Below are 23,150 nucleotides of genomic sequence, written 5' to 3'. Positions count from 1 at the left end.
CGGCTTGGAAGGGCCTGTACGGCCCATAGCGCGCAGCGTCAGTGGCGGCGCGAGAGGATCGGGATGGCAGGAGCGAACGACAAGACACGATCTCTGCGCGAGGGCCTGTTCGCCAAATACGTCGTCTCTCTCGTCGGCCTCGTCGTGTTCGTCCTCGCCGTCAACGGGGCGATGGAGACCTGGATCTCCTACCGCGCGACGCGGACACAGCTGACCGACGGCCTGGAGGACAAGGCGCAGGCGGCCGCCCGGCGCATCGAGCAGGCGATTTCGGAGCTCGACCGCCAGATCAGCTGGGTGACGCGCGCGAGCCAGGACACGCTGGAGAAGCGCCGCGCCGACTATGCGTCGCTGCTGCATCAGGTTTCCGTCGTCAACCAGCTGTTCCAGCTCAACGGCGACGGCCGCGAGGTGCTGCGCGTCTCCAGGCAATCGACCACGACCGGCGGCAATGCCGACCTCTCCCGCGACGTGCGCTTCACCGACGCCGTCGCCCGCGGCGTCACCTACGCGCCGGCCTGGTTCGCCGACCGGACGCCGTTGATGTCGATCTCGGTGGCGCATTCCGGCTTCAATGCCGGCGTCACCGTGGCCGAGATCGACCTCGGTTTCCTCTCCGACTTCCTGTCCGACGCGCAAGTAGGCAAGGCCGCCTTCGCCTATGTCGTCGATCCGCGCGGCCGGGTGCTGGCGACGTCATCGAAAGGGCCCGAGATCGGCAAGGACCTCTCCAAACTGCCGCAGGTGGCGGCCGCGATCGCGCCCGGCCACGAAGCCGAGACGTCGGGCACCGACTTCAACGGCCATGCGGTGATGAGCGCCGCGAGCATCGTGCCGAAGCTCGGCTGGAGCGTGCTGTTCGAGCAGCCGACCACGCAGGCCCTGATGCCGATCCGCGACCAGCTGGTGCGCATCGCGCTTCTGATCGGCATGGGCCTGATGGTCGCGATCCTCGCCGGCACGCTGCTCGCCCGCCGCATGATCATCCCGATCACGGCGCTGCGCGACGGTGCGCATAAGCTCGGCGAAGGCGATTTCAGCCACCGCATCGACGTGCACACCTCCGACGAGCTGGAAGACCTCGCCGGGCAGTTCAACCGCATGGCCGACCAGATCCAGGAGACCTATTCGAACCTGGAGAGCAAGGTCGAGGAGCGCACCCGCGATCTCGCGCAGTCGATCCACGAGCTCAAGGTGCTGGAGGAGGTCGGCCGCGCGGTGGCCTCCTCGCTCGATCTCAACGCGGTGCTTGCAACCATCGCCGCCCGCGCCATCGAGATCACCCGTGCCGACGCGGTGCTGATCTACGGCTTCGACGCCGAAGCGCGCCGCTTCAACCTGGTCGAGGCCAACGGCATCGACAAATCCGCCGAGGGCGCGCATGTCACCATCGCCCAAGGCGGCAACATCCTGAGCGATGCCGCCGACAGCGGCGCGCCGATCGCGCTGGCCGAGCTTGGCGATGCCGCCGAGCAGCCGCTGCGCGAGGCCGCGCTCGCGGCCGGCTTCAACTCGGTGCTGGTGGTGCCGCTGATCGACCAGCAGGGCACGCTGGGCTCGCTCGTGGTGCTGCGCCGCGCCACCGGGGCGTTCGCGCCCAGCATCATCGGCCTGATGCGCACCTTCGCCAACCAGGCCGTGCTGGCGATGCGCAATGCGCAGCTGTTTACCGAGGTCGACCACAAGAGCCACGCGCTGGAGGCGGCGAACACGACCGTGCGCGCGCAAGCCGACAAGCTCCGCGAGCAGACCGAGCAGCTCAAGGACTGGAACAAGTCGCTGGAGGAGCGCGTCCGGACCCAGCTCGGCGAGATCGAGCGCATCCGCAAGCTCGAGCGTTTCCTGGCGCCGCAGGTGGCGCAGCTGATCGCCTCCTCCGACAGCCCCGAGGGGCTGCTGACCAGCCAGCGCCGCGAGGTCACGGTGGTGTTCTGCGACCTGCGCGGCTTCACCGCGTTCACGGAAGCGACCGAGCCGGAAGAGGCGATGAACGTGCTGCGCGAATATCACGCCGCACTCGGCCAGCTGATCTTCAAGTACGAGGGCACGCTGGACAAATATGCCGGCGACGGCGTGATGATCCTGTTCAATGCCCCCATCCAGTTCGAGGACCACACCAAGCGCGCTGTGAAGATGGCGGTGGAGATGCGCGACACGATCGGCCCCCTGACCGAGCGCTGGCGCAACCGCGGTCATAGCCTCGGCTTCGGCATCGGCGTCGCGCTCGGCTATGCCACGCTCGGCCAGGTCGGCTTCGAGCAGCGGCTGGAATATGCCGCGATCGGCAGCGTCACCAACCTCGCCTCCCGCCTCTGCAGCGAAGCCAAGCCCAACCAGATCGTGGTCAGCCGCCGCGTCTACGGCATGGTCGAGCCTTTCGTCGAAGCCCGCGCCCTCGACGATCTCCAGCTCAAGGGCTTCAATCACCCCGTGCTGGCGATGGAGATCCTGAGCTGGCGCGAGGAGGTGGAGAACGTGGTGGATGCGGCGGCGGTGCGGCGAAGGGGGTAGCCGCAAACAAAACTGCGAAAACAACCCCATGCACAGTAGGCAGGGGCTTTGGGATCAATGACTTACGGCAGGCCTCGGCCGCGTGCCGCGCAATTTGACACGTCGGGCAAAACACCGGCAGATTGGCAGCATCCCAGCTCCCTCTCACGAACCACATCCCTCCTCCCCGCGACCAACCATCGCCTCAACGGCGAGGCGGACTTCGTGGGAGACGATTCGTGACGCTTGCCCTGCCTTCGCGTGCCTATGATTTGCAGATGCTGGACCGGCCCGCGGATCGCGCGCGTGATCAGGGCTGGGTGTTTGGGCTGCCGCCGGGCATTGCATCCGAGCAATGGCCGCTCGATCCCGTCACCGGCTATCCCTTGATGCACGGCTTCACGCTAAAGCTGCCGGAGGATTACCGGGTGCATGGCGCGGACATCGTCGCGTTGTCGTTCTTCGCCACGGCGCCCGATCACAATGACGGCGGCGCGCCCGACGATCCCGAGATTCGCGAGGCGGTGCTGGCGCGGCCGTCGCATCCGCGCCTGTCGCGCATGACCGACATTCTCGACTACGCCTATGCCGCGCTGCTCTTGACGAAGGCCGAATATGACGGCGCGTTCGCCGCGCCGCCGGCGCCGCTTGCGCTGGCAACGGTGGAGCGGCCGCGCTGGCTCGATGTCGGCGGTGCCAGCGCCTTCTTCGAGGCCGCACCTAGCTACGCCAAGAAGATGTTTGCAGCCCCGCCGCGTGCCGATCTCAGCGAGACGCGCGCGATCGCGCTGTCGCCGCGCGCTGATGATCCCAACGCCGGCAAGGGCCCGCAGGATGAGCACGTGCGCGAAAATCCGCCGACCGGCTATCAGCCATATTACTACTATGTCGGCGGCAAGCCGGGCCGCGACAATTTCCGCCTGCACGACTGGGCCAAGGATCACGCCCACAACCACCTAGGCGGCACCATGCGGCCCTGCCAGGCCGTGCCGGAGATGAGCCCGTTCTATATCGAGTTCGAGGAATATTTCGGCGGCTACAATTTCGGCGGCGGCAACGCGCAGCTCGACTTCAAGGACATGAAGTTCGACTGGGCGTGCGGGTGATCATGGAAGCCGCGCAAGGATCCGGACTTTGCGATGATGCGAGCGTTCACGGAGCCATGCCGAGGAACGGATTGACGATGGTGAGCCCGCCGATGCTGCGGCCGCGCTGAAGGTCCCAGAATCACCGCTGTCAAAGAACGCGATCACCGCTCGTTCGCCTCGTCCCGATCGAATTTGTAGCCGGCGGGCAAGGCCGCCCAATTGCGCGCCTCCATGTTCTCGATCGCACGCCGACGCTGCTCCGCCTTGGTCTCGATTTCGATCGCGCCTTTGCGAGTGGCCACGATATCGATTTCGTCGCCCTCCTTGAGGCCGAGTTCATCAACTAGCGCTTTGGGCAGGCGCACTGCGAGGCTGTTGCCCCATTTGGAAACCAGCACCAGCACCCTCCGTGATGTGCATCCCTATCTGCATATCATAGGGAGATATGATGGCATTCCAAGCTGGCGTCCCCTCACGCCCCTCGCTTTGGCCCGATCGCCTCGAATCCGGCCTTTTGCTCGTCGCTGAGATCGGCCTGGAAATCGTCGAGCGCGTCGGCGATGGCGCCGACGGCTTGCAGCATGGTCTGCAGCCGCGCCTTCACGGCGGCGAGGCGGGCCTGCGCCGTTGCAGCGGGTTCTGTCGGACAGGCGCTGAGCGTCTGCATGGTGCGGAGCGTGGTGTCCTGCAGCACCTCGAAGCGGGCGCGGGCGACCTCGTCGAGGTGGAGCGTGGCCGCGATTTCGGCGGCGGGCCATTGCTGCTGGAGCAGTTGCTCGTATTGGCGCTGCGCGTTCTCGTCGGAAATAGGATCGTAGTCCGCCTGGCAGGCCTTGGCCGCCTGTGCGTCCTTGGATGCGTCCTTGCCCGCGTTCTTGTCAGCGTTTTTGGACTGGTAGGACGCCAGCGCGGCGCGACGCTCATTGGCTAAGGCGTTGAGCCGGGCTTTCTGGTCGTCATTGAGCAGGCCGACGAATTTCGACAACGGCGCTTCCATGGTGTCGATGGCCTTGATCATGGCCTCGACACGCTCGCGCATCAGGCCGAGGCGCTCCGCCGCATTCGCAGGGGTTTGCGCCGGGCAGGCGGTGCGGATGGTGTCGCGCGCCGCATTCCAGGCGGATGAGAGCTCGTCGAGCGCGGTGCGCTGAGCTTCGTTCGGTGCAACGGCGCTCGCGATGCGCTCGACCGGCAGGCCGCCGGTGTCGCTGGCCTCGCACAGCGTCTCCGCGGTCGGGACTTTTCGCGCGCGACGGCCTTGCGGCACGGTGTAGGCGGCAAGCTCGGTGGCGGCATAGGGCGTGAACAGCGCGGCATAGATATCGCCGTAGCCGTAGAGCGAGAGGCTGGTGGTATCGCCGAAGACGATCGCATTGGTGAGATCGTCATGGGCGAACGGCCAGAACACCGGGCCGACCCAGCCATAGCTGCCATCGGGATGACGCCACCAGCCCTGCGGGCGGCGGCCGCCTTGCCAGCCCGCCAGCGCAGCCTGCGCCGTGAGGGCCGCACGCATCACGTAAGGGTTCGACAGCTGGCTGCGGTCGGCCCCGCGCGGGTCCTGCGACCTCAGCGCAGCTGACCGGTAGCGGCCGCCGCGCACCGCCATGCGGGAATGGCGCAGGCGCGACAGGCCGATCACGTGGCCGACGGCGAAGCGCGCAACCCCGACCGGACCGCCGCGCAAGCCGAACTGCGCCTCGGCTCTGTCAGGCAGCAGCACTGTTGCAACCACCAGGACCGCGCCAGCCAGCGCCAGTCCCATGCGCCCCGAGAGGATTTTTGACCTGACGACTGGTTTGGCCACGTCTTGTTCGGCCACGTCTTGGCCCTCCCTCCCGCGCCAAGTGCGCAATGCGTCGCATCACGAAGACGCGCGAGGGAACCGAATGTTCCAGAGAGACACAGGACAATGCGTCGCAACGCGCCGGCTGTGCCGTGTCACTCCGCCTTTTGCGGCATCACGAAGGTCTGGCCGGGATAGATTAGATTGGGGTTTTGGATCTTGTCGCGGTTGGCGTTGAAGATCACGGCGTAGCGGGAACCGTCGCCGTAAGCGAGCCGGCTGAGCGCCCACAGGCTGTCGCCGCGGGCGATGATCCGGCTGCCGCCGGCCTCGGCCGGCGCGGCGGTGAGCGCCTCCGCCGGCGAGGCCGATGCAACCACGGTGGCCCTCGGCGCCTGCGCGAAGGCCTTGGGTTTCGGTGCTCCGATCAGTTTCGGCCGGGCCGCTTGCCTGTCGGGCACCGACGCCAGCCGCGGCGAGGCCGACGGCAGCGCGGCGACGACATCCGATTTGTCGTCGGGCTTCTCGGCCGGCTTGGCCTCCTGCTTCGCAACCGGCGGCATGCGCACGGGCGTCGGCGCCGCCGCGGCGATTGTGACCGGCATGGTCCGGCCGGATTCGGTGACCGTGCCGTCCGGCGCCCTGGCGCGGAGCGTCAGGTCATATGAGCCGGCCGGCAGCTGCGGCGGGGTCATCACGAATTGGCCCGAGGCGTCGGCGACCACGCTGTCGAGCGGCTTGCCGTCGCGCAGCAGCTCGACCCGCGCACCCGGCGTGGCGCGGCCGGCAATCACCGCCGCCTCGCCGTGATCGTCGATGCGGGCGACGTCGAAACGGGGGCCGGCATCTGCAGCCGGCGCCGGCGGCTTGACCGGCACGAGGTCACCGAGCGCGGCCACCTGCTTCTGGGTCTCGGCCAGCGCGCCCGCCTTCGGCTCGGGTGCAGGCGGCGCGCTGTCGACGAGCTTCGGCTGTTCCGGCTTCAGCTCTGGCTTGGATTCAGGCTTGGACTCAGGCTTGAACTCCACCTTGGGCTCGACCTTGGCTTCAAGCTTGGGCTCGACCTTGGCTCCGACCTGGGGTTCGACCTTGGCCTCCGGCTTGGCGGCGACGGTGACCTTCGTCCCATCAGGCAGCAGGCGGCGCAGCTCGGTCGGGCCGATCACCAGCGCGGTGCCGACCAGCGCGAGCAGACAGAAGGCAATGAAGGCCTTGGAGGCGGTGATCATTTGAAAAGGACCTTGGGTGGCAAATCAGCCGAGGCCGGCAAGGTGCGCCGATTTGGCTGCCGCAGCAAGACTGTCGATAGGATTATGCTTCCGTCCAGGCGCGCGGGATGAACCGGCGCGACCACGCGGGTGTCCAAGTATCAAGGCCGCCTGGCGGCATTCTTCAAGGGAATTCCTCCCGTGACCGTATTCTCCCGTGCCGCGGGATCCCTAGCGGTTGCTCTGACGCTGGCCGCTGCACCCGCTTTGGCCGCCTCCGGCCCGCCGCCCGGCTTCACGCTTTCCGACGATGCCGATCTCGCCTTCACCTCGCCCGACGGCGCCACCAGGCTCGAGCAGTATATGAAGGAGGACGAGGATTTCGACATCAAGTGGCAGGTCTGGGCGCGACGCGGCGGGGAGATGCGCGAGTTGAAGCCCGAGCAAGGCTATCCGGCCGGCTTCCGTTTCACGGCCGACTCGCAATGGCTGGTGCGGATGCAGAAGACCGGCTCGGGCGAGCAGGACCTCTTCCTCTATCATTTCGAGAACGGCAGCTTCGTCAACGCGACCAAGACGTCGCTCGGCGATCTGGCCTGGGCCTACTTCCGCAGCCGGCCCGACACCAAGAGCATGAAGCTCGACTATCACATCACGGCGAATCTGGTGAAGGGCACCGAAGATGCGTATCGCTGGCTCGGCGTCGACTGGACCAACAACCGCTATCTCCTGATCTCGCTGTCGGGCGAGACGGACAAGCATCCGAAGAACGTCGCGGTGAAGGGCCTTGCGGATTGGAAATGCCGCTATGACCTCGCGACCGGCAAATTCGATGTGCCGAAGATGTTCGCCAAGGGCAACGCGGAAGCCTTGAAGTGGAAAATCAGGCGCTGAAGGTCCTGCGGTCTCGCCGCGGTCTCCTGTACGATGGAACCAACCCTCTGATTCCATTCCGATTCATATTTTCCTAACCGTCAATGGTAACCGGGTCTTGTCGGTTTTGCTGCATCTTGCGTCCCACGGGAGGGCTGGATGGGCGCATCGATCCGATGGACCGCGCGAACGCGCGCGTTGCTCCGCCGTTGGCGCGGAGCGCCGCTGACGTGGCTGATCGCCGGCGGCTTCGTGCTGATGCTTGCGACCGCCATCGGCACCGCGCTCACGGTCGACCGTTTCCGGCAGAATGCCATCGAGAGCGGTCGCGACAGCCTTGAAAACGCCGTCCGCATGCTCGCCCGGCATTTCGACCGGCAGTTCGAGGACTTTGCGGTGCTGCAGAAGAGCATCATCGCCGAGCTCGAGAGCCACGGCATCCAGTCCGCCGAAATCTTCCGCAGCGAGATGGGCACGCTCGCCGTGCATGAGGTGCTGCGCGCGAAAGCCAGCGGCTGGTCCGACGTCGCCGGCGCCAATGTGTTCGATTCCAGGGGCGTGCTGATCAACTCGTCGCGGCAATGGCCGGTCGCCGATATCTCGATCGCCGATCGCGGCTATTTCAACCGTCTCAAGGACGATCCGGCCGCACAGGAGGAGGTGGAGGTCGTGCCCGGCCGGTTCGGCAACGGACCGGCGATCGTGTTCGCGCGGCGCATCTCCGGCCCGCACGGCGAATTCCTCGGGCTGGTCTCGCGCGCGATCACGCCCGAGCAGCTCGAATCCTTCTTCGCCTCGACCGGGCTCGGCGAGGATTCCTCGATCGCGATGCACCACCAGAACGGCCAGCTGCTCGCCCGCATTCCACACGTCGAAGCGATGATCGGGCAGAACTTCCGCACCGGCACGCCGGAGCAAATGGCGGTGTTCGAGCGCACCTTCGTCACCACCCAGCTCGCAAGCCCGATCGACGGCAAGGACCGCATCGTCGCCTCGCGCCTGCTCACCGGCGAGCCGCTGGTCGTGGTCGCGACCAAGTCGCTCGATGCGACGCTGGCGACCTGGCGCACGCAGACGAAATTCTTCGTCACCATTGCCGCGCTGTCGATCGGCCTGTTGGTGCTCACGCTGTTTCTGATCTTCCGCCAGGTGACGCACCGCCTGTCGCTCGAGAAGCAGCGGCTCGACATCGCGATGAACACGATGACGCAGGGCCTGTTGATGTTCGATCAGGACGAGCGGCTGATCGTCTGCAACCGCCGCTACATCGAGATGTATGGGCTCTCGGTCGCCGTGGTGAAGCCCGGCGTCCACTTCCGCGACGTGATCCGGCACCGCCGGGACACCGGCTCGTTCGAGGGCGACATCGATGCCTATTGCGACGACATCCTGAGCAATGTCGGCCGCACCAAGAGCGCGATCGTCGAAACCGCCGACGGCCGCCTGATCGAGATCAAGAACCAGCCGGCCGCTGCCGGCGGCTGGCTCGCCACCCATGACGACGTCACCGAGCGTATCCGCGCCGACGAGCGCATCGCCCATCTGGCGCATTACGACGCCCTCACCGATCTGCCCAACCGCGTGCTGCTGCGCGGGCATCTGGAACGCCGCGTCGCCGAGCTCGCGCAAGGCAAGCCATTCGCGATCCTCTATATCGACGTCGACGAGTTCAAGGGCGTCAACGATTCGCTCGGACACGAGGTCGGCGACGAACTGCTGCGCCAGGTGGCGAACCGCCTGCGCGCCTGCGTCAGCGGCAACGACATGGTCGCGCGGCTGGGCGGCGACGAATTCGCCATCGTCAAGGCCGGCACCTCCGATCCGGCCGAGCTGACGGCACTGGCGGAAACCATCCTCAAGGCGTTGCGCGCACCGGTGGATTGCAGGGGGCACGAGGTTCCGACCGATGCCAGCATCGGCATCGCCGTCGCGCCCGATCACGGCGACAATCTCGACGATCTGCTCAAGCGCGCCGATCTGGCGATGTATGCGGCGAAGTCGGAAGGCCGCCGCACCTTCCGCCTGTTCGTGCCCGAATACGACGCCAAGGCGCGCCAGCGCCGCCAGCTCGAACTCGATCTGCGCCAGGCGCTCGCGCGCGGCGAATTCGAGGTGCACTACCAGCCGCTGGTCGACCTCACCGCCAATGTCGTCACCGGCTGCGAGGCCTTGCTGCGCTGGCGCCATCCCGAGCGCGGCATGGTTTCGCCGGCGGAGTTCATCCCGGTCGCCGAAGACACCGGCCTGATCGGCGAGATCGGCGAATGGGTGCTGAAGCAGGCCTGCGTCGAGGCTGCCTCGTGGCCGGGACGGATTCACATCGCGGTCAACGTGTCGCCGGTCCAGTTCCGCTCGCGCACGCTGGCGCTCAAGGTCGCCGCCGCCCTCGCGGAGTCCGGGCTCGCGCCGGGCCGGCTCGAGCTCGAGATCACCGAGACGGTGCTGATCCGCGACGACGAGGAGGCGCTGGCGATCCTGCAGCAGCTGCGCGAGCTCGGCGTGCGCATCGCGCTCGACGATTTCGGCACCGGCTATTCCTCGCTCAGCTATCTGCACCGCTTCCCGTTCGACAAGATCAAGATCGACCGCAGCTTCATCAGCGACATCGGTCAGTCCGAGGACTCCTCGCCGATCGTGCAGGCCGTGGTGCGCATGGCCGCCGCGCGCCATATGGCGACCACCGCCGAAGGCGTCGAGACCGAAGCGCAAGCCGAGGTGCTGCGCCAGCTCGGCTGCAGCCAGATGCAGGGCTGGCTGTTCAGCCCGGCGGTACCGGCGACGAAGCTGAAGCAGCTGCTGGCGGCGCAGGCGGTCGCGGCCTAGCCGGCGACGCCACGTCTGGCCCGGATGTCCGCTGCGAGGAAAGCGGCGCCGCTGAGTGTTCGGTTCGAAGTCGTGCGGCGATTTGACAATCAGCGACCGACAGCTATCAATTCATTGAATTCTGCGCACCTGGCTCGTCGAAATGGTGAGCCGCCGATCCGCCTCATTTTCGAGACGCGGGCAAGAAACGCTCAAAATACCGATGGTTTGCCTCCATTGGCCGCCGCAACGAAGAGCCGCATCGAGTCCCCATCCAAGCGCAAACCACAGGCATTTTGGAGCCGCTCAGCGCAATTTGAACCAGGGATTTCCGCATGCCGAATGATGAGTCGAGGACGGGGACGGAGCGTCTGAGACACTGGCTTGAAAGCGTTGGGCTCAGCCAATACACGGACCTCTTCGTCCGCCATCGCATCGATCTCGACATCCTGCCCCACCTGACCGAACCGGATCTGGCACAGATTGGACTGCCGCTCGGAGACCGCAAGCGGCTTCAGCGTGCAACGGCGTCCCTTTCCGGAATGGCCGCGCCAGCCGCGGGCCACACATTGCCCGCTACGGCAATCGTTGCGGAACGTCGCCAGCTCACCACGATGTTCTGCGACATGGTCGATTCCACCGCGCTCTCCGCACAGTTCGATCCCGAGGACGTGCGTGACATGATCGCGAGCTTTCGCGAAACCTGCGTGGGTGTGGTCAAACACTATGAAGGATTTGCCGCCCGCTTCGTCGGCGACGGCATCCTGGTCTATTTCGGCTACCCGAAGGCGCATGAGGACGATGCCGAGCGAGCGGTGCGGGCTGGTCTCGAGATCGTGCGGACATTGTCGACCGCGCCTGCGATCGAGCCGCTGAGTGCGCTCAACCAAGCGCCCGCCGTCCGGATCGGCATCGCGACGGGACTGGTGGTCGTGGGCGACTTGGTCGGCCAGGGGACCGAGGAGCGCGATTCCGCGGTCGGCGAGACCGTCAATCTGGCGGCGCGATTGCAGGGCCTGGCGCCGCCGAACGGGGTGGTCATCTCGTCGTCGACGCAGTCGCTGTTGAAGGGAAAGTTCGACTATCGCAATCTCGGGGTCCATGCACTCAAGGGCATAGCCGGAAGAACACAGGCGTGGCATGTGGTGCGGCCGTCGCGCGTGGAGACCCGCTTTGCCGCAGCCATCGGCTCCCGGCTGACGCCACTCGTCAATCGCGACGACGAGATCACGGTTCTGCTCGGCCGCTGGGAGCAGGCCAAGGCGGGCGACGGCCAAGTCGTGGTGCTGTTCGGGGAGCCGGGCATTGGCAAGTCGCGCATCGTCCAGGAAATCTTCGTGCGGATTGCGGGGGATCGGCACGGGCATGTCTCGTTCCAGTGTTCGCCCTACTACAGCTCGACGGCGTTCCATCCCTTCATCGAGCAGCTCAAATTTGCCCTGGGCCTCGACCGCGACGATGCTTCGGCCTCGTCTCTGTCGAGTCTCGAGCGGACCGTTGCGGCCGCGCATGGCGACATCGAGCAGATGACGCCGCTCTTTGCGGCGCTGCTGTCGATCCCGACCGGAGGTCGCTATCCTCCGCTCGATCTGTCGCCGCAGCAGCAAAAGGACGCCATCGTCTCCGCCCTCATCAATCATCTCCTGGGCCTCGCGCACGATCAGCCGCTGGTGATCGCCTTCGAGGACGCCCATTGGATCGATCCGACATCCCGGGAGGTCATCGATCTGCTGGTGGAGCGGGTCCAGTACACGCCCATTCTCGTCGTCATCACTTGCCGTTCCGAATTCAAGCCGAGCTGGAGCGCTCACTCTCACATCACGACGCTGGTGCTGAACAGGCTGAGCCGGCAGCAGCGGACGACCTTGGTCGAGCGGGTTGCCGGCAGCCGCAAAATGCCGAAGGAAGTCGTCGAGGACATCATCGTCAAGACCGATGGCGTGCCGCTGTTCGTCGAGGAGCTGACCAAAGCCGTTCTCGAAAGCGACCTTCTGACCGAGGAACGGGGAAATTATGTGCTCTCCGGTTCGTGGCGACCGCTGGCAATCCCGGCGACTCTGATGGATTCGCTGATGGCGCGTCTGGATCGGCTGGGCCCGTTCAAGAGGGTCGCACAGATCGGAGCCACCATCGGCCGGCAGTTCTCCTACGAGATGCTGAACGCTGTCGCCTCCGTACCAGCCGACCAGATCGAGGCGGCGCTCGATCGCCTGGAGGAGGCAGGGCTGATCGTCCGGCTGGGCCATCCGCCGGATGCGCTCTACTCGTTCAAGCACGTGATGATCCAGGATGCAGCGCATGCGAGCCTGTTGCGCAGCGAGAGGAGACGGCTCCACGCGCGGATCGCGTCGGTGCTGAGTCAGAACTATCCGGAAAAGACCGAGCGCGAGCCGGAGCTTCTCGCCTATCATCTGACCGAATCCGATCAAAGCCAGCCGGCTGCAGCTTCCTGGATCAAGGCCGGCAGGCACGCCGCAAGGTTGGGAGCCTATTTGGAAGCGATCGGCCACCTGCGCCGTGGCCTAGCGGTCGTCCTCGGCAGTCCCGAGATGCCCGACCGCGATGAAATGGAGCTGGAGCTTCGCATTGCGCTGGGTAACGCGCTGATCGCTGCCAAAGGTTACGGCACACAGGAGGTGGAAGACAATTTTGCCCGAGGCCTCGAGCTCGGACGGCAGCTCGATGATGAAGACAAGGTGCTAGCGGCGATAAGAGGCCTTTGGATGCACCACTTCATTCGGGCTGACCTGACCAAGGCGCACGGTCTGAGTGCCGCACTCCTGAAATTCGCCAAACGGGAACGTCCGAGCGAGTTGCTGTCGAAGCAGACCCTGTACCTCGTGGAGGCCCACAGGTCGATCGCGGCGACCATGCTTTACCGCGGGCGGTTTCTGGCGGCGCAACATCATCTTCGTCGCTCCATCGAACTCGATGATCCGGTTCTGCATCGCGGTTCGGCGGAAAGGCTCCTCAATCCAGGCGTCATGTCGATGTCGTACCTCGGATACCTGCTATGGTTCCTGGGGCAGCCCGACACCGCGCGGCAGCACAGCGAGCAGGCGATTTCCGATGCCGAGCAAATGCGCCATCCTTTTACGCTGGCATTCGCGCAAGTGTTTGGCGCATACCTTTGTCAGCATCTGCGCGACGTCACGGGCACCAGAGATTATGCCAGCCGCGCGATGACCATTTCATCGCAACACGGCTTTCTGCATTGGAAGCAACAGGCCACCATTCTGCATGGATGGGCGCTGACCGAGCTCGGGGACATGGATGCAGGTCTGAGCGAAATGCGCACGGGCGTCGAGGGTTACGAGGCGCAGAATTCCTGGCTCGCCAGTTGCTGGTTCAGATGCCTCCTCGCGCAAGGCTATGCGAGGGCCGGTCTGTCGGAAGCGGCCTTGCGCGCGCTCGATGGTGCCTTGACGGTCGCGAAGAGGACGGGCGATCACTTCTATCTGGCGGAGATCTACCGCCTGCAAGGGGAGTTCATCCGGGCCCATGCCGGACCAGCGGCCGACTCCGAGGAATTGTTCGTGCAGTCGCTGGAAGTCGCGCGCGGACAGAATGCCCGCTCGTGGGAGCTGCGGACAGCCGTCAGCCTGGCCCGCCTCTGGCGAGATTCCGACAAGCTTGAGCAGGCGATGGACCTGCTTGTGCCTGTTGTCGGCAGGCTCCGTGAAGGGCTCGTCACGCCGGACGTGAAAGAAGCCATCGCGCTCGCAAACGAGCTCGATATGCTGTCATCCAGAGATCAGCCATGGATCGCGCGAATCAATTCGATCCGACAGTGCCCGTGACCGGCATCGACATGCGACAGCGCACGCCGCCCGGTTCGAAGGCGAGATCGAACTCGCCGCCGAGGTCCGCCTCGACACAGCGCTCCATCAGCCGCGTGCCGAAGCCGCGGCGCATGGGCGGCGTGACTTTCGGGCCGCCGGATTCCACCCATTCATAATCGAGAATGGTGCCGTGCCCGGCATTCCGCAGGCTCCATCGCATCAAGAGCGTCCCATCCGGCGCCGACAAGGCACCGTACTTCGTCGCGTTGGTCAGGAGCTCGTTGAGAACCATCGTAAAGCTGAGCGCCGAGCGCGCATTGAGCGCGACGGGTGGACCTTCCATCCTGATCCGGCCATCCTCCGCAACAGCCGCCGTGATGTCCTCGACGAGCCGCTGGAGCGGAGCGTCCTGCCACTTGCGCTCGGTCAAGAGATCATGCGCACGAGAGAGCGCCAGCAACCGGCCCTCGAAGGTTCGATTGAAGTCGTCCAGACTGCTGGTATGGCGCGCGGTCTGGCCGGCGAGCGATTGCACCATCGCCAGGGTATTCTTGACGCGATGATTGAGCTCATCAATCAGGAGGGTTTGCGCCATTTCCGCGCGCTTGCGTTCGGTGATGTCGACCAGCATGTTGACTGCACCGATCAGCCTGCCCCCCGAATCGAATAGCGGCGTCGGATAGGGAATGAACGGCACGCGCGTGCCGTCCGGTCGCTCCGCGACAGCCTCCACTCCACGCACGGGCCGACCCTCCCGGAGCGCGATCGCCATCGGACATTGGTCGTGCGGCAGAGGCGTGCCGTCGGGCCAATAGAGCTTCCAGGTCACGCACCATTCGTCGCCGGGCAGCGGCGTGCGCCCGGCCATCTCGACGGCGGTCTTGTTGTAGAAGGTGATGCGGCCGTTTGCGTCGGTGGTGTAGAGTGCGGCGGGCAGCGCCTCGAGCAGATCGCGCATATGCTGCTCGCTCTCGCGAATCCGATCCTGCAATCGCTTGGCTTCCGTGACGTCGTGACTGACGCGAACGCCGTAGCGGAAGCGTCCCGCGCTGTCCGTGACCGAAGAGCTGAAGATCTCGAGATAACGCACGCTGCCGTCGGGGCGCAGGGCGCGCTTGCGGCAGGTGTAGCTTGGAATCTCGCCACGGACCTGTTGCTCATAGAGGGCAAGATCCGCGGCGCAATCGTCGGGATGAGTATAGTCGGAAAAGCTCATCCCCAGCAGCTCCTCACGGGATCTCCCGGTGATCTCGCTCAGATAATCGTTGACCCGGAGCAGCCGCCCATGTTCATCGGCCTCGGCGATGCCGACCTTGGCCGCTTGGTAGGTTGCAGCGAGGCGAGTCTCGCTCGCCTCGCGCGCCAGCTCGGCCACGCGCAGCCCGGTGACATCAGCTGTAAAGCAGCGCGTGCTGACGAACTTGCCGTCCTCGACACGACTGTTGGAGGTGATCAGTACGTGCTTGATCGAGCCGTCCTTCGCGCGCAGGCGGGCAGGATAACGGTCCAGCCTTTCGCCGCAGGACAGTCGGTGGAGAATGTCGCCGATGACGGGGGCGTCCGCGTGAAATTCGGCCACATGGTGACCGATATACTCTTCGGCGCTGTAGCCCAGCAGATCGAGCTCGGCCTGATTGGCCCTGCGAATGATGCCGTCGCCACCCACGATATGGAGCCCGACCGCACTGTTCTCGAAGAAGTCCTCGAGATCCTTGGTCTTTGCACGAACCTCTTCCTCGATCTTCTTGCGATCTGAAACGTCCTGAAAGCAATTGATTGCGCCCTGGATGCGGCCGGCATGATCGCGCAGGGGACGGATGTTGACGAGCGCTGTGATCCGCGAGCCGTTCGGCTGTTCGATGGTGACCTCCGTGTTGCGCGTGGGAAGACCGAGCCGGACCGCATTGGCCATGGGGCACTCCGAATGCGGAAGCACGGTGCCGTCCATCCTGTAGAGACGATGCGACCCGCAGAACTTCTCGACGGAACCAAGCTCTGGAGTTCTGCCCCACAATTCCGCGGCTTCGCGGTTGTAGGTCACGAGCCCGCCTTCGCTATCGCAGACATAGACCGCGCCCGGAATGGCCTCGAGCGCACCCGGAGCCGCCGCTACCAGGGCCTCGAACTCGGTCAGCTTGCGGGCAGAGAGCGGAAATTCCTCGACATTCGACATACATAGCCCCGACGTGCCGCAGGCGGGCGCCTACGCAATGAGCTTGAACGCATGGAAGCCTGGAGCGTTCCAAGGTCGCCAACCGCTGGTTGAGACCTGGCGGCGCCGAGTGCGGTTAAAGCGTCCGCGAGCGGCGCTTCGACAGTCGGGCCTCCCCCGAGGGGAAGATAGGGATCAAGCCTCGGAGCTCGCGGTTATCGCCTCGCTGAGACGGTCGGGAACTCCGGCCGACGGGCCCTAGTCGACATTGCATCACGCGCCCCTCAGTCGGCTTTTCGCCGGCGCTGTGACGCGCGCGTGCATGAAACGGTAAGAGAAGCTCACATCGATTGTCGGGCCGCCCGCACTTCGGCGAATTCGGCGTCGGGGTGGCTGACGATGGTGGCGACCATGATGCCGCTGATGATCAGCGACCACGCGGTGTTCCAACAGATCCAAAACACGAGCCAGCCTCCCTTTTCCCTCTCTCACGCCCCGAGCTAACGGCAGAGCGATGCCGCCGTTCCCGGCGCGGGGGCCTGCCGCGAGGGCGGCGGCAAGGTACTATTTTGGTTTGGTCGGCGGCGCCGCCCGATCGGTTTGGCCGGTGTGGCGCTTTGCCACGACATCCGCATCGCGCTCGCCCTCGTGCGGGCGCGGCGGAAGCTTGGGCTGGCCGGCTTGACCGCCATGCTTGCCGCCCATGTCGGGCTTGCCTTCGAGATCGTTTGCGCGGGACATGTCGGTTCAATGCGTTCGCAGCGCATTGGTTCGCGACAGCATCGGCCGTTTTCGCCCTGTGAACGGCCTCATAGAACCGCCGCTCTTTGCAGTGCAGGATCGCTGACGCGGCCCTTGGCCTCGCGGCTTGCACCGATGGATTGGCCTGATGCGAAAACGACTCATCCTCTGGACCCTCATGACCTCCGCCCTGGTCGCGATCACCGTGTGGACTATGCTCGGGCCGCCGGACCAGCCGTCCGGGTTGCGTCTGCCCTCCCGAACCGCAGCGGCGCGCTGACCCGGCATCCCGCGACCGATGCGATTTCGGCATCGATCGATCCCCATTGGATTTTGGTGCGGCGTCGCTCCGCCCGCTATGCTCGCGGCAAAAACGATAATACCGCGAGCCAGCTTTCAGGAGGAGCCCATGTCGAGACCGATGTCGAGACCGATCCGACGCATCGCATCGCGCGCGCCACGCGCTGCGATCGCCGCCGCCCTGTTCGCTTCGCTTGCCCTCATTTCTGGAGTCCGTGCCGGTATGGCCGAAACCTTCGCCTATGTCGGCAATGCCGACAGCAACGACATCAGCGTGTTCAAGATGAGCGAGAGCGGCGAGATGACGCTCGTGCAGACGGCCGCCTTCAAGGGCGTCGAAAAGCCGGGCTCCTCGACACCGCTCGCGATCACGCCCGACCACCGTACGCTGATCGCCGGCATCCGCTCGCAGCCCACTCTCGCGGTGAGCTTTGCGATCGATCCCAGGAGGGGCGAGCTCAGCCATCTCGGCAACGGACCGCTCGCGGACAGCATGGCCCATATCGCCATCGACCGCAGCGGCAAGTACCTGTTCAGCGCCTCCTATGGCGGCAACAAGGTCGCGCTGAATCCGCTGCTTGGCAACGGCGTTGCCGGCGAGCCCAAGCAGGTGATCCCGACCGGGCTGAACGCCCACGCCTTCCTGCCATCGCCCGACAACCGCTTCGCATTCGCGACCAATCTCGGCTCCGATCAGGTGCTGGCCTTCGCATTCGATGCCACGACCGGCACCCTGACGCCGAGCGATCCGCCGGTGCACAAGGTGCCGGAGAAATCGGGGCCGCGGCACTTCGTGTTTCACCCCGGCGGCAAGTTCGTCTATCTCCTCCACGAGCTGAACGGCGATGTCGCGGCCTTCACTTATGAAGCCAGGAGCGGCGCGTGGGACGAGATCCAGCGCACCACCGCGCTGCCGGAAGGGTTTTCGGGAAAACCTTGGGCGGCCGACATCCACATCACGCCGGACGGCCGCTTCCTCTACGCTTCCGAGCGCACCACCAGCACGCTCACCGCCTACAGGGTCGATGGCTCGAGCGGCAAGCTGACCACGATCGGCAGCGTGCCGACCGAGAAGCAACCGCGCGGCTTTCAGGTCGATCCAAGCGGCCGCTATCTCGCCGCGGTCGGCGAGCTCTCCGACAGCATGACGGTTCATGCCATCGACCAGGGCAGCGGCGCGCTGACCAAGCTGAAATCCTACCCCACCGGCAAGAAACCGAACTGGGTCGAGTTCCTGAAACTGCCGTGAGGAGCCATCGCCGACCTACGTAAACATCCGTAATTTCGCGAGGCCCGGCTTGGCGTCATATCTCGGTCATGGACCGGCAGATTGTCTTCAAATGCCCCCAGACGGGCCTGAACGTGCAGCATCGGCTTACCGACGAGCCGAGCGATCGCACGCACGTGTCGGTGTCGTGTCCGGCCTGCACGCGGCTGCATCTGATCGAGCGGGCCAGCGGCAAGCCGGTGGGTGAGCGGCGCCGCTGACGCCCGCCGCGCGCGACTCGAGCTCTTCGGAGCGAACCTGTTCTCCAATCCCGCGACTCATCAAAGACTTGCTTGTCAAAGACTTGCTTGCCGCGACTGCCGGCGGCGGCACGGCGTCCTGTTTCGGGACGACGCGGCCGTAGTGCGGGCGGCGGCCATCTGCTATCGATTGGAGGCATAGCCCAAGTGGAATTTACCCAATTGGAATTTCCGATGCGTCATTTGCCCCGCGCCGTTGTTCGAAACCTGTGCCCCGCAGCCGTCGCCGGCCTGCTCGTCCTCAGCCCCCATCCGGCCGGTGCCGCCGATGACGACGCGCCGAAGGGGCCGGCGGTCACGGTGCTGAAGGTCGCGAAATCCTGCTTCTCCGACGTCGTCGAAGCCACCGGCACGATCATCGCGCGTGAGGAAACCTCGGTGCGGCCCGAGCGGCCCGGCCTGAAGGTCACGGACGTGCTGGCGGAAGCCGGCGACACCACCACCGCCGGCCAGGTGCTGGCCCGGCTGGCGCTGCCCGAAGGCGGCACGCTTCAGGTCACCGCGCCCGTGGCGGGGGTGATCGCGACCTCGACCGCGCAGATCGGCAACTTCGCCTCGGCCAAGGGCGAGGCGCTGTTCACGATCGTGGCGCGCAGCGAGTACGACCTCGTCGGCCTCGTGGCCACCACCGATGTGCGCAAGCTCGCGGTCAATCAGCAGGCCACCGTGCGGATCCCAGGTGGCGGCGACATCAGCGGCAAGGTGCGCCGCATCGGACCGACCGTCGAGCCGAACATCCAGCAGGGCATGGTCTACATCGGCATCTCCTCGCAGAAGCGGCTGCTGCTGAATGGGAGCGGGCGCGCGCTGATCAAGACCGGGCAGAGCTGCAACGTGGCGGTGCCGCTGACCGCCGTGCAATATTCGTCCGCCGGCACCGTGGTGCAGGTGATCCGCCGCAACCGCGTCGAGACCAAGCGTGTCGAGGTCGGCTTGATGTCCGGCGGCAATATCGAGGTCCGCGACGGCCTCAGCGAGGGCGACGTCGTCGTCGCCCGCGCCGGTGCCTTGCTGCGCGAAGGCGATCCGGTGCGTCCCGTGATGGCGAGCGCGGAAGCGGCGAAGTAGGAGCAACGTCGTAGGTACAGGGTGGGTTAGCCGAAGGCGTAACCCACCTCTTTGCTTTCCAAGCTGACGCGAGAGAAGCGGTGGATTACGCCTTCGGCTAATCCACCCTACAAGAGCCGCGAACTAACCGCCGGCTTCGCCGAAACGGACGTCTTCGAGCAGCGACGACGATACGGTCGGGACCTGGTCGCCTTCGCTGGCGCGGGAGATGGCGAGGCGGGTCTTGTTGAAGACGCTCTCGGCGCTGCCGGGCTTGCTGAGGTTGTTGAGGAACTCGCTGACCAGCACGCTGTGCTCGCCCTTCCCGTCGTCGACGACCTTGCCGGGCGAGGCGGAGGTGAGGATGAGCGCATTGTCGGACGCGCTGATCGGCGCGAGACCGTGGCTGTAGGAGCGGAAGCGGCGCTCGTAGGGATTGCGGCGGGAGGCGTCGACCACGACGAGCTTGGCCTTGGCGCCCTGCTCCTTCATCATCTCGAGCACGCCCTCGATCGACACGCCTTGGCGGCGGACGTCCTTTTCCTTCCAGATCACGGCATCGACCGGCAGCATGTAGCTCTCGCGGCCGGCCTGCACGCCGTAGCCGCCGAAGAACAGCATGACGACGCTGTCGCGGGTGATCCGCGACTTCAGGCGGCTCACGGCGCGGACCATGTCGTCGCGGGTCGCATCTTCCACCATGTCGACGTCGAAGCCGTTCTTGCGCAGGGACGAGGACAGCGCACGGGCGTCGTTGATCGACTGCGTCAGCGGCGCGCTGGCGTCGGGGTAATGTCCATTGCCGATGACGAGCGCCAGGCGCGAGCTCTGGCCGATCGAACCGGTGATCTGATCGGTCGAGACCGCCTTGGCGGCATCGATCGCACGCATGTTGAGAGCAGCATGGGCGCCGATCACCAGCGACACCGTGCCGATGAGGGCCGCGGCGAGGGCGATCGTACGTCTGGAAAGGTCGAGCTGCTTTAGATTCATCTCGCTTCGTTTCCTGTGCCAAAGACCTACCAAGCGCGCGCACACTGTTTGAGTAGCGCGATAGCGGCTTTAGGTTTGAGGGATTGGCCGGGGATGTGACCCCGAATTGCGCGCAATTTGCGGCGCCGCACCAAACAAACCCTTAACCGGATATAGGCCCTGGGGCAATAGATTGCTCAAAATTTGAACTAAGCGTCTGAATATACTTGATAATTCTCCGATCCAAATTGCCGCCTTTACGGCTTCCCCGTAGCCTTCCGGAGAGCGATCATGCAGCCTTCGTGCCGGCTTTTCCGTGACTTCCATCACATTTGTTTTTCCCGCGAATCCGGGTAGCTTTTTCAACGACTTGCAGGGGGTGGCGCGCAGATGGCAGCGTGCCTGATGTCCCCGACCAAGGCCCCCGCGACCAGGTATTTCATGAGCTTTCATTATTTTGCCGGCGCCGCCTGCCGGGCGCTGACGGCGCGGAAGGACGGCCCCTCGCTTTACGACGTCTGCGATCCCGTATTGTCGGATACGGCCAGCGGCGATCCGCATCTCGCCAAATTCTACAGGACCGCCCTCGGCAATCCCGCGCTGCGGATCCTGCTCCGCCGCGCCGGCCTGCCCGAGCTGCGCGACGAGGGGATGCTGACGCGGCTGCGCGCGGCCCTCGCCCAGGCCCGCGACGAGGCCGAGCCCGACTGGGCGGCGGTCGGGCAGCCGATCGCCGATCTCGTCGACAGCATCGCGCTCGACCACCCCAAGCCGCCGCCGGTGCCGTTCACCGCCACCATGCCGCAGAGCGCTGAGATCGACGGCGTGATCCGCGATTGCGCGCAGCATCTGCTCGGCTCGTACCGCCGCAACGGCTTCCTGCCGACCTACGCCGCCTTCAACCTGATCGGCGATCCTGATGTCCGCGGCCGCGAGCTGATCATGGCGCTCACGGGCCTCAACGCGCGCGGCTACAAGAATTCCTCGCTGCTGTTCAACCTCGCCCGCGTCTTCATCGCGCGCTCGCCCGCGCGCGCCGTGGTCAATCCGCCCTGGAAAGGCATTGCCGAGCCGATGTGGGAGCCGGTGCAGATCCGCCACCGCTCGGCCTATTACGACGCGTTCTTCATCGAGGCCCTGCTCGGGTTCGTCGAGACCGGGCTCGCCTCCCCGGCCGACAAGGTCGCGGCGGAGCGCGCGATCGCCGACATGGTCGATTTCTGCGTCAACATCAGTCGCGAGGAGGTCGAGGGCTTGGGCGGCGCGCGCTTCAACGTCGTCACCGCACTGGCGCCGGCGCCGCATCCGCGCTTCTCCCGTTACTTCGCGCAGATCAAGCAGGACCTCGGTTTCGGCATCTACGTGCCGGATTGCGACACCACGGCCTGCTCGATCTCCGCGGCGACGCAGGCCGGCTGTACCGACGCGATCATCGACCAGCCGCTCCTGGACTTCTATGCGGGCTATCAGGTGCGCGCCGGCGTCAACGAACCGCGCGTGACCGTGCCGCTCAACGACAATATCGACTATGAGGGCGGGGTTGCGACCTGGATCGACAATCTCAAGGGCGAGCGCCCTTACGGCAACGATCTCGATCCGACGCTCAATCTCGACATTCTCGAGGTAAGCTTCCGCAACCTTGAGCGCTGGAAGGTGCTGGAGACGCCGTCGCGGCTTGCAACATTGCACCGGATCATCGGCTTTCAGAAGCGGCTGGCCGCCAGCGGCGCCTTCGCCAATCCGCGCTCGCACATCTATTATCTGCCGGAGCTCTACAGCGCCTATTTCGGCCGCTGCTATGCCGCCTTCCTGGCGCTGCCGCTGGCGGCGCAGGCCGCGATCGATCCCGCCGGCGATTTCGATTTCATCCGCCATCGCGTGCTGTCCTACGTCAAGGGCGAGCTGATGGCGGCCGAGATGAACGTGTTCGACGCCGCGCTGGCGCTGATCGCGCTCGGCCATCTCGGCGCCGACCCGCGCGCCTTCGCACCGGCGCTGAACGTGATCGTCGCCGGGCTCGGTGAAGGCGGCCGCCGCGGCCCGTTCCGCGCCTATGAATGGAACAAGATGAAGACGCCGACGCGGATCCTGGTCGGTGGCCCGGAGGTGACCTCGGCGTTCGTGCTGATGGGGCTGGCGGTGGCGAAGCGGGCGATGGCGCGAGGGTGAGGGGTCTCGTAGGGTGGATTAGCGAAGCGTAATCCACCATCTAACCTCCGCGGATACGAACAGTGGTGGGTTACGCCTTCGGCTAACCCACCCTTGTAATAGCGCAATCGGATATTGATTGGGGTGTTCCGAGAGGAATGGCCTGCCGGGGCTGCAACCCCGGCAGGCCGCTGGCGATCGGATCGAGCCCACCCAGAGCAGTTTGTGGCTGCC

At 65.5% G+C, this 23,150-nt stretch carries 17 protein-coding genes and 1 pseudogene; 10 read left to right on the top strand and 8 right to left on the bottom strand.

Going from position 1 to position 23,150, the window contains the following annotated elements; translation table 11 throughout:
• Nucleotides 1–63 precede the first annotated feature (63 nt).
• Nucleotides 64–2,511 carry an adenylate/guanylate cyclase domain-containing protein gene (locus I6F28_RS35455; protein ID WP_225132175.1) on the top strand — a complete coding sequence of 816 codons (2,448 nt, stop codon included), beginning with the start codon at nt 64–66 and terminating at the stop codon, nt 2,509–2,511.
• A gap of 218 nt (nt 2,512–2,729) precedes the next feature.
• Nucleotides 2,730–3,596: a hypothetical protein gene (locus tag I6F28_RS35450; protein WP_036015956.1), complete on the top strand. Its 867-nt coding sequence runs from the start codon at nt 2,730–2,732 to the stop codon at nt 3,594–3,596.
• Nucleotides 3,597–3,739: 143 nt separating this feature from the next.
• Here the strand turns inward: I6F28_RS35450 and I6F28_RS35445 are convergent, their stop codons facing one another.
• The 3 genes from I6F28_RS35445 to I6F28_RS35435 form a co-directional block, all read right to left on the bottom strand.
• Nucleotides 3,740–3,976: an AbrB/MazE/SpoVT family DNA-binding domain-containing protein gene (locus I6F28_RS35445; RefSeq protein WP_036015962.1), complete on the bottom strand. Its 237-nt coding sequence runs from the start codon at nt 3,974–3,976 to the stop codon at nt 3,740–3,742.
• 74 nt (nt 3,977–4,050) lie between these two features.
• Nucleotides 4,051–5,343 (bottom strand): Spy/CpxP family protein refolding chaperone, encoded by a 1,293-nt coding sequence (locus tag I6F28_RS35440; protein WP_225114579.1) that lies wholly within the window; start codon nt 5,341–5,343, stop codon nt 4,051–4,053.
• A 176-nt stretch (nt 5,344–5,519) separates the two neighbouring features.
• On the bottom strand, nt 5,520–6,593 hold the full coding sequence (locus I6F28_RS35435; RefSeq protein WP_225143612.1) for a LysM peptidoglycan-binding domain-containing protein: 1,074 nt from the start codon (nt 6,591–6,593) through the stop codon (nt 5,520–5,522).
• 180 nt (nt 6,594–6,773) lie between these two features.
• Between I6F28_RS35435 and I6F28_RS35430 the strand changes: the two genes are divergently transcribed.
• From I6F28_RS35430 to I6F28_RS35420, 3 genes are all read left to right on the top strand, one after another.
• Nucleotides 6,774–7,466: a TolB-like translocation protein gene (locus tag I6F28_RS35430; RefSeq protein WP_225143610.1), complete on the top strand. Its 693-nt coding sequence runs from the start codon at nt 6,774–6,776 to the stop codon at nt 7,464–7,466.
• A gap of 138 nt (nt 7,467–7,604) precedes the next feature.
• A complete protein-coding gene (locus I6F28_RS35425; RefSeq protein ID WP_225143608.1) occupies nt 7,605–10,268 on the top strand; it encodes a bifunctional diguanylate cyclase/phosphodiesterase in 2,664 nt (887 codons plus the stop codon).
• 314 nt (nt 10,269–10,582) lie between these two features.
• Nucleotides 10,583–14,047, top strand: a complete 3,465-nt coding sequence (locus tag I6F28_RS35420) for an ATP-binding protein (protein ID WP_225143606.1) — start codon at nt 10,583–10,585, stop codon at nt 14,045–14,047.
• Here I6F28_RS35420 and I6F28_RS35415 read toward each other — a convergent pair.
• The 4 genes and pseudogenes from I6F28_RS35415 to I6F28_RS35405 all read right to left on the bottom strand — a co-directional run bounded on the left by I6F28_RS35415 (nt 14,022) and on the right by I6F28_RS35405 (nt 16,922).
• Complete coding sequence (locus I6F28_RS35415) at nt 14,022–16,202, bottom strand: PAS domain-containing sensor histidine kinase (protein ID WP_036015932.1); 2,181 nt, start codon at nt 16,200–16,202, stop codon at nt 14,022–14,024. The two genes, I6F28_RS35420 and I6F28_RS35415, sit on opposite strands and share 26 nt — an antisense overlap.
• Nucleotides 16,203–16,317: 115 nt before the next feature.
• Nucleotides 16,318–16,494: pseudogene (locus tag I6F28_RS37960) on the bottom strand (hypothetical protein); the annotation flags it as partial.
• A 28-nt stretch (nt 16,495–16,522) separates the two neighbouring features.
• Entirely contained in the window at nt 16,523–16,645 is a 123-nt protein-coding gene (locus I6F28_RS37570) for a hypothetical protein (RefSeq protein ID WP_260345449.1), read from the bottom strand.
• Between the two features lie 100 nt (nt 16,646–16,745).
• Nucleotides 16,746–16,922, bottom strand: coding sequence for a hypothetical protein (locus I6F28_RS35405; RefSeq protein ID WP_156447317.1), 177 nt, complete (start codon nt 16,920–16,922; stop codon nt 16,746–16,748).
• Between the two features lie 148 nt (nt 16,923–17,070).
• On the opposite strand from I6F28_RS35405, the gene I6F28_RS37565 reads away from it, so the two are divergent.
• From I6F28_RS37565 to I6F28_RS35390, 4 genes are all read left to right on the top strand, one after another.
• Nucleotides 17,071–17,202, top strand: a complete 132-nt coding sequence (locus tag I6F28_RS37565; protein ID WP_260345447.1) for a hypothetical protein — start codon at nt 17,071–17,073, stop codon at nt 17,200–17,202.
• Between the two features lie 141 nt (nt 17,203–17,343).
• Entirely contained in the window at nt 17,344–18,471 is a 1,128-nt protein-coding gene (locus I6F28_RS35400) for a lactonase family protein (protein WP_225143626.1), read from the top strand.
• A 68-nt stretch (nt 18,472–18,539) separates the two neighbouring features.
• Nucleotides 18,540–18,710, top strand: a complete 171-nt coding sequence (locus I6F28_RS35395) for a hypothetical protein (RefSeq protein ID WP_167361671.1) — start codon at nt 18,540–18,542, stop codon at nt 18,708–18,710.
• A 213-nt stretch (nt 18,711–18,923) separates the two neighbouring features.
• Nucleotides 18,924–19,817: an efflux RND transporter periplasmic adaptor subunit gene (locus I6F28_RS35390; protein ID WP_036015950.1), complete on the top strand. Its 894-nt coding sequence runs from the start codon at nt 18,924–18,926 to the stop codon at nt 19,815–19,817.
• 123 nt (nt 19,818–19,940) lie between these two features.
• Here the strand turns inward: I6F28_RS35390 and I6F28_RS35385 are convergent, their stop codons facing one another.
• Nucleotides 19,941–20,789, bottom strand: a complete 849-nt coding sequence (locus I6F28_RS35385; protein WP_036015927.1) for a caspase family protein — start codon at nt 20,787–20,789, stop codon at nt 19,941–19,943.
• A 420-nt stretch (nt 20,790–21,209) separates the two neighbouring features.
• Here I6F28_RS35385 and I6F28_RS35380 point away from each other — a divergent pair, with 420 nt between their 5' ends.
• A complete protein-coding gene (locus tag I6F28_RS35380) occupies nt 21,210–22,937 on the top strand; it encodes a hypothetical protein (protein ID WP_036030586.1) in 1,728 nt (575 codons plus the stop codon).
• Nucleotides 22,938–23,150: the final 213 nt, after the last annotated feature.

This window comes from Bradyrhizobium sp. NBAIM14 (genome assembly GCF_020193895.1).
GTDB lineage: Bacteria > Pseudomonadota > Alphaproteobacteria > Rhizobiales > Xanthobacteraceae > Bradyrhizobium > Bradyrhizobium yuanmingense.
The sequence above is the reverse complement of the archived record's forward strand: the minus strand, read 5'-3'. Positions and strand labels throughout refer to the sequence as shown.

What these genes read in the sequence shown, in the direction of transcription:
- I6F28_RS35455 (WP_225132175.1), top strand. Translation starts at nt 64, where the DNA reads ATGGCAGGAGCGAACGACAAGACACGATCTCTGCGCGAGGGCCTGTTC.
- I6F28_RS35440 (WP_225114579.1), bottom strand. Translation starts at nt 5,343, where the DNA reads ATGGGACTGGCGCTGGCTGGCGCGGTCCTGGTGGTTGCAACAGTGCTG.
- I6F28_RS35435 (WP_225143612.1), bottom strand. Translation starts at nt 6,593, where the DNA reads ATGATCACCGCCTCCAAGGCCTTCATTGCCTTCTGTCTGCTCGCGCTG.
- I6F28_RS35425 (WP_225143608.1), top strand. Translation starts at nt 7,605, where the DNA reads ATGGGCGCATCGATCCGATGGACCGCGCGAACGCGCGCGTTGCTCCGC.
- I6F28_RS35420 (WP_225143606.1), top strand. Translation starts at nt 10,583, where the DNA reads ATGCCGAATGATGAGTCGAGGACGGGGACGGAGCGTCTGAGACACTGG.
- I6F28_RS35415 (WP_036015932.1), bottom strand. Translation starts at nt 16,202, where the DNA reads ATGTCGAATGTCGAGGAATTTCCGCTCTCTGCCCGCAAGCTGACCGAG.
- I6F28_RS35405 (WP_156447317.1), bottom strand. Translation starts at nt 16,922, where the DNA reads ATGTCCCGCGCAAACGATCTCGAAGGCAAGCCCGACATGGGCGGCAAG.
- I6F28_RS37565 (WP_260345447.1), top strand. Translation starts at nt 17,071, where the DNA reads ATGCGAAAACGACTCATCCTCTGGACCCTCATGACCTCCGCCCTGGTC.
- I6F28_RS35400 (WP_225143626.1), top strand. Translation starts at nt 17,344, where the DNA reads ATGTCGAGACCGATCCGACGCATCGCATCGCGCGCGCCACGCGCTGCG.
- I6F28_RS35395 (WP_167361671.1), top strand. Translation starts at nt 18,540, where the DNA reads ATGGACCGGCAGATTGTCTTCAAATGCCCCCAGACGGGCCTGAACGTG.
- I6F28_RS35390 (WP_036015950.1), top strand. Translation starts at nt 18,924, where the DNA reads ATGCGTCATTTGCCCCGCGCCGTTGTTCGAAACCTGTGCCCCGCAGCC.
- I6F28_RS35385 (WP_036015927.1), bottom strand. Translation starts at nt 20,789, where the DNA reads ATGAATCTAAAGCAGCTCGACCTTTCCAGACGTACGATCGCCCTCGCC.
- I6F28_RS35380 (WP_036030586.1), top strand. Translation starts at nt 21,210, where the DNA reads ATGAGCTTTCATTATTTTGCCGGCGCCGCCTGCCGGGCGCTGACGGCG.